Origin of the sequence: Dictyobacter aurantiacus, from assembly GCF_003967515.1 — a bacterium.
Lineage (GTDB): Bacteria > Chloroflexota > Ktedonobacteria > Ktedonobacterales > Ktedonobacteraceae > Dictyobacter > Dictyobacter aurantiacus.
Window position 1 is genome coordinate 1366759 of sequence record NZ_BIFQ01000002.1, and the last position, 14145, is coordinate 1380903.

Consider the following 14145-nt stretch of genomic DNA (forward strand, 5'->3'; position numbering starts at 1 on the left):
CAAGGAGCATTTACCCATTACCTGTATGTATGATAATGGGGATGCTCGTGGTCGTGGTCGGGCCAGTGCTGATGTTTGTGGCTATGCATCGTGCCCGGTTCCGGCAGTTCCTCGGCGGGATGGGTATGGTCGCCCTCTAGATGATAGGGGTGATCATGGCCGAACCAGCGCTGCTCAGGCTGATAGTTCGCGGTCAGCAGGCTTTGACCATGATGCCAGCGCGTACGAAAGATGTCATAGTTCTTCTTACTTTTCGTGCGCTGCTCCTCCTCATTGAGGCTATACCACTCACGGTGGGGATGCTTGATGATCTGCTCCTGCAACTGTGGAATTGTCACAACCTGGTAGCCGGAGGTCTTAAACATGAAGCTATAATAGACATCGGCCAGGCGATAGAAGCGGAACTTCTCATTGAACCATCCGACTTCGTGTAGCAGAGAGCGGCGAAACGCCATCAGATAGCCCTCAATCGCGTCTACGGCAGGTCCGGCGGCCTCCTCAAAATCGCGCAGATCATTTGTCACGAGACCATAGGGTCCGGCCAGCCCCACCTGTGGATCGTCCAGTGTATGGCACAGCAGCGGCCAGATCGCTGCTTTAAGCTCAATTGAGGTATCCAGCAGAACGACGTACTTCCCACGGCTGGCTCGCAGCGTCGCGTTTCTGCCAGCACCGAAGCCCATATTATGATCGACAAAAAGCACCTTGATGGTAACCGATTGATCTTTACTGCCGGTCAGAGCCTGCTGACGAGCCAGGTGCTGGAGGTAGGCCAGCGTATCATCGGTCGAGCCATTCTCAACGACCAGGATCTCAAGTTTCTGATCGCCCGCGTGCCGGCAAATGCTCTGGATGCAGCGCTCCAGGTCCGTCCGATTGTTGTGGGCTATCAGGTTGATAGAAAAATCATAGAGATCCGGTTGCAGGCTGCCGTTGGGCACATCGCGTGAACTGGAGAGAACATGGAACTCATCCTCCAGACGACGAGGCAGCGCCTGCGTCCCCGCCCGTGTATCACGTAACGCATAGCCTGCCTGATTAACCGCCTGCCGCAACTGATCGGCCCGGGTATACTCCCTTTGCTGGCGTAACTGATCGCGTTGCAGTACCGTAGCTTTTATGTTATTGGCCAACTGAGAAAGCGAGAAAGCGGGATCGTGCTCCTGTCGAGGCGTCTCGCTAAATAAGTAGGTATAAAGATCGAAGCCTAGAATGCGATCAAAGTCCAGCAGCAGGCTCAACCTGGTGGTGGGATCATCCTCGGCGGAGCGCAGCAGGCGCCAGATGATAGACATCGCGCGCGGCAGATTCAAATCATCCTCGATTGCCTGCAGGAACTCATCATCCCAATGCGTATGTCCGGGGCGCTGGTGATCGCGCAACAGCGCCTGGTCGGCCTGCAAGAAGAGCTGATAGGCCAGGGTGCGCAGACGTGTCAGCGTAGTCTGAGACGCCTGCAGGGCGCGGAAGGTAAAGTTCAGGCGACTGCGATAGAGCGCCGTCGTATAGAACATGCGCAGGGCCAGCGGATCAAATCCCCGCTGCTCAATCTCAGTGCGGATATAGGCATTGCCGGTCGACTTGGCCATCTTCTGACCATCGGCCAGCAGGTGCTGGGCGTGGACCCAATAATTGACGAAGGGGCCACCGGAGTAGCCCTCGCTCTGCGCGATCTCATCTTCATGATGGGGAAAAATATTGTCCACGCCGCCGGTATGGATATCGAAATGCTCGCCCAGATATTTCATCGACATCGCGCTACACTCGATATGCCAGCCGGGAAAGCCGCGTCCCCACGGACTATCCCACGCCATCTCGCGTCCTGCTTCGGCCAACTTCCAGAGCGCGAAATCCTCCTGATGGTGACGATTAGGATCGATGGCCTCGCTATTGGCCGCCACCATATTCTCCACTTCATTGCCCGAGAGCTTACCATAATCCCTGAACTTCTGTGTATCGTAGTAAACGTTGCCTCCCGCTTCATAGGCCAGTCCTTTTTCCAGCAGGCGCTGAACAATGGCGATCATCTCCGGAACATGCTGGGTAGCGCGTGGAAAAACATGGGCGGGCAGAATATGCAGGCTGGCCTCATCCTCAAGGAAAGACCGGGTATAGAATTGAGCGATCTGGGCCGAGGTCTTTCCCTCCTTACGGGCCTGCGCAATGATCTTATCCTCGCCCCGGTCCAGCATCTCCTGGCGCATATGGCCCACATCAGTGATATTTTTCACGTGCAGTACCTGATAGCCACGGTACTCAAAGGCGCGGCGCAGCCAATCGGCCATCGTAAAGGTACGCAGATTGCCGATATGGATATTGCGATAGACGGTGGGGCCGCACGAATACATTTTGATCACCCCCGGCTCAAGGGGCACGATCTCTTCAACTCGCCTGGTCAGCGTATTATAAATTTTCATAACCATCTATCTCTCTCGTCCTTTTCACTGAAGAATGGGTTAGCAGGTGGATGCTGATGATATGAAATAAGGTGCAATACTTCATATTATGATTGTGGTCCGATTATTGTCAAGGCGCATACTCTACCGATCATAACCCTTTTATCACATAAGAGAAACCATGATTGGCAAATGGGTAGCTTACCCGACAATTAGAGAGGTTATGAATGTATCGTATGGCGCAAGGCTATTACGCATTACCTGGGCCGGCGTACCGCTATCTGCTCGAGAGCATGTTGTTCCTCAGGTGTCAGTTTAGACGTATCATACAGATCGTTGCGCACGCAATCTGTATACTCATCGATCTGCTCCCTGGGAAAATCCAACGCGGACAGGGTGCGGCTCACGATTTCCAGGCCACCCTCTAATTCTGGCTGAATTACGGCCGTGGCGCCGCGAGCAAAGAGGCGGTGCAAACCTTCCTGGGTTGTCGCGCGCACGATGACTGGAACCTCGGATGAGATGCGCCGCACATTCATAATTGCAATCTCGGCCGCCGTCTCATCCGGAATCGTCACCACCACGGCACGCGCCTTATCCACCTGTGCATGGGCCAGGATGTCGGAGTTGGCCACATCGCCATAAAGGGTCGGAATCTGCTTTTGATTCAGTGTATTGATGCGCTGCACATTAAGATCAACCACCAGGCGCGGCACCTGTAGCTGCCCCAATACTTTAATGATGTGTTCGCCCACGCGTCCAAAGCCAACGATCACCACGTGATCATGATAGGTGGCACCACTGACCTCTTGCTGTTGCGGCTGTTGCTGCATGCGTGATAGGAGCGCCGGCATCTTGCGCAACACATACTGTGTCGCGGGTAATGTGCGGAAGACAAAAGGGTTCACAATAATCGACACAATCGCCCCGGCCAGCAGGATCGAATACTGCTCCTCGGCCAGCAAACCTACCGCCACACCGGTCTCGCCCAGGATAAACGCGAACTCGCCGATCTGGCCACGTCCCGCCGCCAGGACTAGCGTCGTACGCTCCGGCCACTTCAAGACGATGCCCATAATCAGAGTCAATAGATATTTGCCCACGATAACAATGACTGCCAGGATGGCGATTTCGGGCAGATGACCGATCAGGTGTAATGGGTTGACCAGCATCCCGATAGAAACAAAGAAGAGTACCGTAAAGGTCTCGCGGAACGGTAGGATCTCGCTCTCCACCTGCTGGCTCAGTGTTGTTTCATTGATGACCGCTCCAGCCAGGAAGGCACCCAAAGCCAGTGACACCCCAAAGAAGGCTGAAGCCGCGATAGCCGTGCCCAGCGCCACCAGCACGATCGCCACAATAAAGATCTCCCGCGAGGCGGTCAGCGAGAGGCGTCGCAGCAGAGCCGGAATCAGGCGCGTACCCGCGATCAGCATAATCGCGGCAAAGGCGGCTGCCTTCAGCAGTGCCAGACTAATCGTCTGCCAGATGGGTCCGGAACTGTGGGACGAAAGGGTTGGAACGAGCACCAGGATCAGTACCGTAATCAGATCTTCCAGCACCAGCCAGCCGATCACCGCCTTCCCCTGCGACGTATTGAGCAGTCCCTGATCCATCAAATTGCGCAGCATCACCACGGTACTGGTAGCGATCGGGACCGCCAGGCCAACGATGAGGGCGCTGGGGAAAGACCAGCCCCACAACGTAGTCACGAGTATGACCAGGGGAGCCAGAATGAGCAACTGTAGCAAAGCGCCTGGAAAGGCAATACGACGCACCACCCATAGATCATGGAGGGAAAAATGCAGACCGACGCCAAACATCAAAAAGGCGATACCCATTTCAGCCAGCTGCCGAATCGTATCGGCATTACCGGTATAACCTGGTGTAAAGGGTCCGATCGCCACACCTCCCAATAGATACCCGACCATCGGTGGCAGCTTTAAAAGACGAGCCACGATACCGCCGGCAAAAGCCGCGACCAGAGCAACCGTAATATTCACCAGAATGGGCAGATCATGCATTCAGTTTATCCCTTCATTCTATCCATATCAGCAGATAAGCATGCGCCACTTCTATCGATCAAAGGGAGCGCCAGCTATAAGAGTGTGATCTACGGGTGAGAGCTACAGAGTGGAAGTACAATAGCGGAACGTTTTTATCGTATTGGAACGCGGTAAAGAACGTGTTACTTGACAAAAGGCAAATACATGAAGCTATGTAAATATAGTATACCACACGCTGATGGCGTGCGTGAGTGCCCCCGCACAGCGACCGCATGCGGTCGCTGTGCGGGGGCACTCACGTTTATGTGCTGGTCGAATGATGCAAATGGTGCCCAATGGGCACCATTTGCATCATTCGACCAGCACATACATATACTGGCGCACCGTAAGTGCACTAGAGGAGCTCTATTTCATCATCATATCGATCTAACTTCTTGAAAACGTGTAACTAATATAGAGAGTAAATCTAAATCTAATAGCGATAGAATAATGGAGGTCTATCATGCAGAAGCGCGTTGGCAATATGCGCTGGTGGATGGCAATATTACTGGGTATTGGGATCGTCATCAACTACCTTGACCGCGTCAATCTCTCAGTGACCAGTGTCAGTTTGCAAAAAGAGTTTCACCTCACTGATGCGCAGGTTGGCTATATCTTATCTTCTTTCTTAATCTCGTATGCTGTATTGCAGTTGCCGGTTGGAGCATGGCTGGATCGCTTTGGTGTCAAATGGATGAACCGTATCGGCACCATCATCTGGACCATCGCCACGTTTTTAACCGCTTTAGTAAGTGGATTTGGGCTGATTCTACTTTGTCGGCTACTGCTTGGTATCGGTGAAGCACCAGCCTTTCCCGGTTCATCCAAAGCCACCGGTTACTGGTTTCCGGTCAAGGAGCGTGGACGGGCCACCTCGGCCTTTGACGCTGCGGCCAAATTCTCCTCGGTCATCGGTGCGCCACTGATCGCGTTTGTTGTCAGCGCCTATGGCTGGCAATCCGCGTTTTATCTAACGGGTGTAATCAGTTTAGTGTATGCTCTCGCCTTCTGGCTGCTCTACCGTGATCCCAGTGAGGCGAAACAATTATCGCCGGAGGAAGCCAGCTATATTAAAGAAGGAGGTGCGCAAGAAGAGAGGGTCGTACCAAAAGCCAGTGGCTGGGCCACGTATTCCTATCTCTTCAGACAGAAAAAGGTGTGGGGATTAGCGCTAGGGTTTGCCGCCTATAACTATTCGTTCTATCTGTTCTTGACCTGGCTGCCCGGTTACTTGCAGAAGACGCTACACATGTCGGTGCTTACCAGTGGCTGGTACACAATCATTCCCTGGTTTATCGCCACGTTAACCGATATCTTTATCGGTGGCGTGCTGGTCGATAGATTGATCTCGCAAGGCCGCGACAACACCAAAGTAAGGCGCACCGTCGTCACGATTGGCATGTTGCTGGGATTGGCTGTGATCGGGGCCGCCTTTACCTCCAACGCCATTGTCGCTACCATCTGGATCAGCATCGCCCTTGGTGGACTGGCCTTCGCCGCTCCCGTTGCCTGGAGTATTCCTTCTCTGATCGCTCCCAAAGGAACGGTTGGCTCGGTCGGCGGGATTATGAATCTGCTGGGAAATCTGGCGGGTATCGCTGCTCCCATCGTAGCTGGTTATATTCTGCAATACACCAAATCGTTTGCCGCCAACTTCCTGGTGGCCGGCGCCATCCTGATTCTCGGTATTCTCTGTTTCCTGTTCCTGCTCGGTCGCATCGAGCAGATGCCAGAGCCCGAGAACCTGGTAGAGATCACCGGCACAGATGTGGCCGAGAATCGCGAGAGCCGGGTACCATAGCATAATTATATGGTGGGCAGGCTGGTTGCTCGCAATCGCTATGTGCCGCGTAGCGATTGCGAGCAACCAGCCTGCTGGCGTTTCTTGACAATAATTTACTGTGCATGCCCTTAATATAAGAGAGTATGCATCATATGTAAAGAAAAGCCAGATTTTGAACTCCATAGGTTGGTAGATAAGCGAAAGGCATATTTAATGACAACGCCACATAAATGGACGATGGAGGATGTGTGGTCGATAAAAAATATGGGCGAGATTGCGCTCTCGCCGGATGGCAGGCGTGTAGCCTTTGTGATAAGCGGCCAGGACAAAGAGAAAAACGACAGCAGCAGCATCTTTCTCCTGTCATTGGATGAGAATGGAGAAGTGCTAGCGGAACCACGTCAGCTGACCAGCGGGCTCAAAAACGATCGTTATCCCGTCTGGTCCCCTGATAGCAAGCTTCTTCTCTTTAAATCTAATCGTGAGAACGGCAATCAATTATGGGTGATCGATACCGAAGGGGGTGAGGCCCGGCGGCTGACCAATCTTTTTTACGGGGTAGACGAGGCCGCCTGGTCGCCGGATGGAAAGCAGATCGCTTTTACAGCTGCCACGGCGGCAGATGTTGAAGACGATGTATTGCTGGGCCGTCTCTCATTGAACGAAGAGAGCAAAAAAAAACTGGCCGAACAACAGCGTCTGCGCCCTCGCACCATCGACCGGCTCTGGTACAGGCTAGATGGTGTTGGCCTGTTTGACCGCACCAGCCATCTGTTTGTGATGCCCGCGCCCGAAAACAGCATCTCTGATGTCGATCCAGCCAGCATATGTCGCCTGACTGCGGGCGATTACACATACTCCCAGCCCCAGTGGGCGCCCGATGGGCGTGAGATCGGCGTTCTGCGCGAGTTAGACAAACAGGAGGAGTTCTTTGACTCTAACCTATGGGCGATTAATGTCGAGAGCGGCAAAGGCCGTCGCCTGACAGACAGCAATCTAGGAATTTCAACGTATGCCTGGTCACCTGATGGGAAGTCAGCAGTTGTGGTTGCGGCAGAACAGAAAGCCTTCAGCAGTTTGAAGCTATCACGGCTCTACCTGGTGACGAGACAGGGAAATGTCGGTGATCGCACCCTATGCATCAGTCCGGATTTCGCCTACGATGCCGATATTACCCTGGGGAGCACCTTCGGCATTCCCGGTCCCTATCGTCCTCAGTGGAGCAGTGATGGACAGAGCATCTATTTTCTGGCCTCAGCATCTGGATGCGCGCATATCTATCGACTGGATGTTGTCTGGCGTTCAATAACCCGGGTGACGCAGGGGGCAGAGATTATCCGCTACCTGGCGCTACTCCCTGATGAACAGAAGATGCTGTACGCGAAAGAGACGACCGAGCAGCCATGGGAACTGTATTGCCTGTCGCTTTCGTCAGAGGAAGATGGGGAGGTCAGGTGTTTAACTCATCTTTACGACCAGTGGCTGGCCGAGAGACGCTGGGCACCGGTTGAACGAGTGACGTACATGGGTGCGCAGGGTGATGAGATCGAGGGCTGGCTGATACGGCCCCTGGATGCACGCGCGGGCGAGCGCTATCCCATGATTGTGCGTATTCATGGGGGTCCCAATGGGGCTTACGGCATCGGGAACGCCATAGAGCCTCTAAGCCAGTGCCTGGCCGCACGTGGATACGCTGTTTTCTATTGCAATCCGCATGGCAGTACCGGTTATGGCGAAGAATTCTTGAACGGAAGCCTGGCAGACTGGGGAGGGAAAGACTTCCAGGACATTATGCTAGGCGTTGATGAGTGTATCAAGCGCGGAGGAATCGATCCCAAGCGGCTGGGTGTGATGGGGACCAGCTACGGCGGCTACATGACCATGTTTATTATTGGCCATAGCGATCGCTTCAAGGCGGCGGTACCGACGGCCAGCGTCTCTGACCTGCCGAGCTTTGTAGGCACATCTGATCTTGGTTTCTGGCTGACCTGGCAATCCCAAGGTTATCCGTGGGACTCTGAGCGCCAGGATTACTATCGAGAGCGCTCTCCCCTTTTTTCGGCTCCCAACGTGACGACGCCCACGTTGATTGTGCATGGCGAGAACGACCTGCGCTGTCCCATCGGACAATCCGAGCAGTTCTACGTGGCGCTCAAGACGATTGGAAAGGCGCCAGTCGAATTTATGCGTCTGCCCGCCAGCTGGCATGCGGGGGCTGAAAATCCAGGTCAATACTACCTGGCCTGGGAAAGAACCATGGAGTGGTTTGATATCCATATAGGCGCTCAGGTTTGAGCGCCTATATGGATGTATTGATTAGCGTGGGGCACGTGATAGTCCCCGCACGCGCGTCCGCACCAACTCACATATGACTGTGGTGCTCTGCTTTTGTTTCTGTCCTAAAACAGGAAACTGGATATGCTATCCATTTTGTCAGGTACTTTTGGTGTGAATCGTAGTTGATACAATTGAGGAGAATGTGGCCAAAGGATGTATATGACATGCAGGCGTATATATTGTAGGGCTCTTGACAGAGAAGTTTATTAAATTTATTATTGTTTTAGGACACGACCGGGATTCGTTCATGAGAGCGAAGAAAACATGAGAGCGATATGCAGATAGAAAAACGTATTACCAATACGGACGCGATACAGATTGTAACGCCCAGGCAACTGCGTCAGACGATGACGAAAAGAGCGAATGCCAAAGTCGAGCGTATTAGTAAAGATCTGCGCGCCCTGGCTCTGGCGCAGGGCGCGGGTACCCAGTTGCCGACCATCCGGGAACTTTGTGTACGGCTGCAAACGTCCAGCGCCACCCTGACCGCCGCCTTAGATTTGCTGGAAGGTGAAAAAATTCTCTGCCGTAAAGAGCGCCAGGGTATTTTTGTCGCCGATGTCATCTATCAGCGCACCATCCACATTGTCTTCAACGTTTCCACCATGACCAACGTTGGTCAATCACCTTTCTGGTCTTTATTATGGGTCAAGCTTCTGCAGGAAGCAGAGCAGAATGCAGCCTTCAAAAATGAGCAATATCGCTTTCACTTTCTCTGTCTCGCGCCCGGCGAAAACCTGCCAGATGAGTATCTTGCGCTCCTCAATTCACCGCAATCTGATGGTTGTCTTCTGATTGGTTTAAGCGCACGCATCGATGGCGTAAAGAAGCTCATAACTACTCCCCACGTTGTTTTCGCAGGTGGAGGCGATGTCATGGTTCAGATTGACCAGCAGGAGGCGGCTCGGCTGGCGATGCAAACGTTAATTCAGCAAGGGTGTAAGAAGGTAGGTTGCTGGGTTGCTGTTCCCAATGGACCCCCCACCAATTACGAGTTAATTGTGCTGGATTCACTCAAACAGGTAGCCGCAGACCTGCCGATGCATTTGTATCCCGAGTTCTTCCGCGTGGCCAACCTGCCACCTACTCCTGTGCGAACGATGATCTACCAGGAGCAGGGATATCTGCTGGCGCGTGAAATATTTGCCACCTTTAACGAACACAGACCCGATGGACTCTACATCTCTGACGACATGCTGACTTCGGGAGCGCTGGTGGCGCTGGAGGAACTGGGCATAGAGATTGGAAAAGACATTAAAATTGTCACGTACGCCAATGCTGGTTCGCCGATTCTGTTTGGCCGCACCAAGCAGATGGCCAGCGTCGAGGTTGATACAGCGGATATCGCACGCGCTCTGTTTTCCGCTCTGGACACAGCGATCAGTAAAGGGGTTGAGCCAGGAGATACAATTGTGCCTATTCGGCCCCATTTATACCTATAAGCGGACAAATGATTTTGCAAGCCTTCGGCCCCTGATGCGAGCGCCGCAGGCGCTCGCATCAATCATGACTGAAGTGTCGCCGCCGCGCTCAGCGCGGCAGCGACACTTCAGTCATTAAGGAGTACCTTTGCCGGGATGATCTTTTAGTGTTCGGTAATGAGCAGGGCTTGCTGATGCTGGTGCTGGTAGGTTGGTGACCAGGGAATATCAATTGGCCGCCAGTGCAAGCCTGTATCGGATGAAGAGAAGAGCCCTTTGTTGCTGAGCATGTAGAACTGGCCGGCTTGATGGGGGTGATTAGCCAGCACAGGGATAACGGTATAATGTGGCTCTGGTAATCCCTCTGTTACCTTCTGCCAGGGAGCTTCACCCTGTTTACGATACACAAACGAGAGCGCCTCCTGTGAATGGGCCCGATGGGCTTCACCCGGCCCAGGGGAGGCTGAGATAAGGATAGTGTCCGGGTCAACTGCATCAACTGCTATGCTCCAGAGATAGTGATACTGCAATCCCGCGTCGGGATAGCGCCAGGTAGCGCCGGCATCCAGACTTTCGTTATAGCCGTGGGTATCGCGGCCATGCATCCTACCAAAGCCATCCCCGGCAGCTGAATAAAGGCGATCAGGGACGCGAGGATGCATTCTCAGGGTATGTGTATCCAGCGGTCCGCCCGGCTGACGATCCATCCAGGTCTGGCCACCATCAACGCTACGGATGAGTGCTCCGGCCTCGATAGCGACAAAGAGGCGGCCCGCGACTAGGGGATCAGGAGTGATCCAGCGCACATGATTGGTATAGGGACGTGGTGGAAAGCTCCAGCTAGAGGCGGAAGGAAGATCGCGCAACGTCTTGAGATCTTGCCAGCTCTCCCCTCCATCCTCAGAACGATACAGTGAGGCTGGTTCCGTGCCCGCGTAGACTACGCCGTAGCCTCCCGCCTTTTCGGTTGAGCTGACCGCGACGGAGGTAATCTGGGCATGAGGAATGCCATTATCGTGGTAAGCATCCATGGCTTTGCCTGGGTCGCCGATGGGATGCCAGGAGTCGCCGGCGTCCAGACTTCTCCAGAGACCGCGGCCAAAGGTGCCGCAATAGAGCCGCTCTGGCTGAAACGGATCAGAGGCCACGCAGGTGGTCTGCATACCGGCTAACCTGGTCTCGGCCTGCCATTTACCCTGCTGCTCTCTAACAACCAGTAATGCTTGTTCCATAGCCAGGTACATATGTAGCATAGCGTATTACCCTTTCTGCTACTTTATCTGCACAATGATACTGCAAGCGCTTCATTTACACATTCGTATGCTTCAGCTTCTTCATTTCTAATCGTGTTAGGTGATGTTGTTCTATGCTTATTATAGGGAGTGCTGTCGACTGGTCTTTTGGACAGTCCATTCATTCCTCGTTTCTATAATGGCTACTAAACAGGGATAATTTACATACATTACCATGAGAGTGGTACATGTTATAATTGATGTGTTGCAATGATGCATGCCAATCTATCTATTAATCGCTTACCCGCATTAAAGCAGACGAAAAGCTATTCCATCATATTGATGCACATAGTGAGTTTATTCTGCATTGAAAGGAACCAATGTGAAAGTTCGCGGATTTATGTTGACTCTTCTGACTGCTTGTATGTTTGGTCTGGGAGCTGTCCTGGGGAAAATAGCTGCTACCGATATGCAGCCGTTGCTTGTTGCTTTTTTGGATCTTTTTGTGGGAGGCATTCTGTTAGCGATTATTTTACTGGTGGTTAAAGTCCCGCTCTGGTCCCGGTTGCAGAGAAAGGATTGGATCAATGTATGCTTGTTGGCTATTGTGGGCACTGCGTTACCACTGGTATGTATCATAACGGGCCTGGCACAGACAAGCGCCATTAAAGGCGGTTTCTTGCTCCAGACGCAGGGCCTGGTCACTGTTGTCTGTGCCATCATCTTTTTGCGTGAGCGTATGGCCTGGCGACATTTTGGTGGTATCATCTGTCTTTTGCTCGGCAGTTTGTTGGTGATCATAAAGAATCTGGATATATCATTGTGGGAAGCGTTTAATCGGGGAGATCTACTGATTATTTTGGGGGCAGCCGGACTTGGCTATGGTATGATTCCGGCCAAAAAATTGTCTGGTAGGATCCATAGCCTGCCACTGAATGTATGGAGGCTATTACTGGGGTCTCTTATCCTGTTACCCTTCCTGTTTATACTACCCCATACATTTATGTTTACGATTACGCCTACACTGTTATGGGTTCTAATCGCTTATATTATCACCAACTTTTGCATCGGGTATATTACTCTGCAGGAAGGGCTGCGATTTTTGAAAGCCTGGGAATCCGCAGCAATGATGCAGACCATACCGATCTTCTCGACTATTTCCGCTATGTTATTGTTGCATGACACTATTAGCTGGCTACAAATAGTGGGTGGTGTCATCATTCTGGTGGGCGGCTTTATCCTGGCCCGTGCCAGTGATACAGGCAACGCAAGTCTGGCATAGAAACAAAGATCAGTCCAGAGTTTTCTGGGCGCAGGTTGTAAGCCCAAACGAGATAGCCACGTGTTGTAGGCTCCATAAATCTTCTACCATGGCGCGTACGCCTCATCAAAGGTATGTTCATCTACGATACCGGAGCGAATAAAATCGGGTTTGATGGAAGAGAGGGTCTGACTCTCGTCGTATAGGGGCACGTGCGCGCCCTTGCATGGGCGTCCGCTGAGTGGCCGCATTGGTTTTGTATGTTGGTGCGCTCGCCGAAATCAAAAGCTCATGAGGAAAGATGGCGCACACGACGCAAGTCTGACACATTCTAATAGCTGCAAAAGAATCTATGGATTTTTTGACCATGCAAGCAAGGCCAGTAAATAAGGTATGATACGAGAGAACCGTTTCAAAAGTTTGCCCACCGGCGGCAACGCTGCCGTCTGGAGACGTATGTATGAGAAAGGTGACGTATTATGCAACAGTCAGTTGTTGGTGTGGGTGTCATCGGAGTTGGAGGCATCAGTGGCTATGTGCATCTACCAGGTCTGAGGGCCTGTGAGCAGGCGAAAATTGTGGCGCTCTGCGATGTCAATGAAGCATTAGCGCAACAGCGAGCGCAGGAATATGGAGTTGAGCACGTCTATACGCGCTACCAGGATCTGCTCGCCCGACCGGATATTGACGCGGTAGTGATTGCCACTCCGACGGTTATGCACGCGCCCATCGCGTTAGCGGCGATCGCGGCTGGAAAGCATCTGCTGGTTGAAAAGCAATTGGCCATGAACTACGCTGAGGCTGTGCAGATGTACGAAGCGGCCAGAAAAGCTGGTGTACAGACTATGACCGCCTTTACCTATCGTTTTGTTCCGGGGATGCGTTACCTCAAACATCTGTTACGGCGTGGTGACATCGGCACGCCGAGACATGTACGTGTTGCACGCCTGCAGGAGTTCAGGGATACCAGCCTGGGCTGGCGGCAGAAGCGTGAACTGGCAGGCTCAGGGGAGATCGGAGACATGGGAGCTCACCGGATCGATTTCTGCCTGGACCTGATTGGCCCCATTGAACGTGTCGCCGGTTTAAAGCGTACCTTTATTCCCCTGCGTAATGGAGCGGATGGCCAGCCTATCGTGGCTGACGTGGAGGATTGTGCTGTCTTTATTGCCGAGTTTGGTGGAGATCAGGGAGCCGTTGCTTCCTTCGATCTAAGTAAAGTAGCCAGAGGACGTGGCTCCGGCGGCAAGAGTCTGGATGAGTTCGAAGTCTACGGTACAGATGGAACGCTGGTGTACCACCTGCATCATCCCCACGAAATTTTAGTTGGTCGCCCCGGTGGCATGTTAGAAACCGTGCGCGTACCAGATGAATTCCTGACCTATCCTGGCTCATCCCGCAAACCACTTGAAGGCGATCCTACCACCACCTTTCGTTACGATCAAGATTTTGCGTTTATCCAGGCGATTTTGCAAAACAATGATGAAGATATTCCAACTTTCTATGATGGCATGCGCTGCCAGGCCGTTATCGACGCGGTGGTAGAGGCTACTGAAAGCCGCCAATGGGTAGAGGTTATGAGATAGGTCTTACTCTCTTTTTTTCTGGCGCGTGAGCGCATCCGCGCGGGCGGACGTCTGCCCGCGCGGATGCGCTTGTTTTTTGTGAGC

At 52.8% G+C, this 14145-nt stretch carries 8 protein-coding genes; 5 read left to right on the forward strand and 3 right to left on the reverse strand.

What is annotated here, in order from left to right; translation table 11 throughout:
* Positions 1–17: 17 nt before the first annotated feature.
* Positions 18–2417 (reverse strand): cysteine--tRNA ligase, encoded by a 2400-nt coding sequence (gene cysS, locus KTT_RS30415; protein WP_160146235.1) that lies wholly within the window; start codon positions 2415–2417, stop codon positions 18–20.
* A 236-nt stretch (positions 2418–2653) separates the two neighbouring features.
* A complete protein-coding gene (locus KTT_RS30420) occupies positions 2654–4420 on the reverse strand; it encodes a cation:proton antiporter (protein ID WP_126601438.1) in 1767 nt (588 codons plus the stop codon).
* A gap of 484 nt (positions 4421–4904) precedes the next feature.
* Between KTT_RS30420 and KTT_RS30425 the strand changes: the two genes are divergently transcribed.
* The 3 genes from KTT_RS30425 to KTT_RS30435 all read left to right on the forward strand — a co-directional run bounded on the left by KTT_RS30425 (position 4905) and on the right by KTT_RS30435 (position 10003).
* Positions 4905–6242 (forward strand): MFS transporter, encoded by a 1338-nt coding sequence (locus KTT_RS30425; protein ID WP_126601439.1) that lies wholly within the window; start codon positions 4905–4907, stop codon positions 6240–6242.
* 195 nt (positions 6243–6437) lie between these two features.
* A complete protein-coding gene (locus KTT_RS30430) occupies positions 6438–8519 on the forward strand; it encodes a S9 family peptidase (protein ID WP_126601440.1) in 2082 nt (693 codons plus the stop codon).
* Positions 8520–8836: 317 nt separating this feature from the next.
* Positions 8837–10003, forward strand: coding sequence for a substrate-binding domain-containing protein (locus tag KTT_RS30435; RefSeq protein ID WP_126601441.1), 1167 nt, complete (start codon positions 8837–8839; stop codon positions 10001–10003).
* Between the two features lie 143 nt (positions 10004–10146).
* On the opposite strand, the gene KTT_RS30440 is transcribed toward KTT_RS30435, so the two are convergent.
* Positions 10147–11235 (reverse strand): beta propeller repeat protein, encoded by a 1089-nt coding sequence (locus KTT_RS30440; protein WP_218031048.1) that lies wholly within the window; start codon positions 11233–11235, stop codon positions 10147–10149.
* A 361-nt stretch (positions 11236–11596) separates the two neighbouring features.
* Here KTT_RS30440 and KTT_RS30445 point away from each other — a divergent pair, with 361 nt between their 5' ends.
* Positions 11597–12496 carry a DMT family transporter gene (locus tag KTT_RS30445; protein ID WP_126601442.1) on the forward strand — a complete coding sequence of 300 codons (900 nt, stop codon included), beginning with the start codon at positions 11597–11599 and terminating at the stop codon, positions 12494–12496.
* Positions 12497–12954: 458 nt separating this feature from the next.
* Positions 12955–14061 carry a Gfo/Idh/MocA family protein gene (locus KTT_RS30450; protein WP_126601443.1) on the forward strand — a complete coding sequence of 369 codons (1107 nt, stop codon included), beginning with the start codon at positions 12955–12957 and terminating at the stop codon, positions 14059–14061.
* Positions 14062–14145 lie beyond the last annotated feature (84 nt).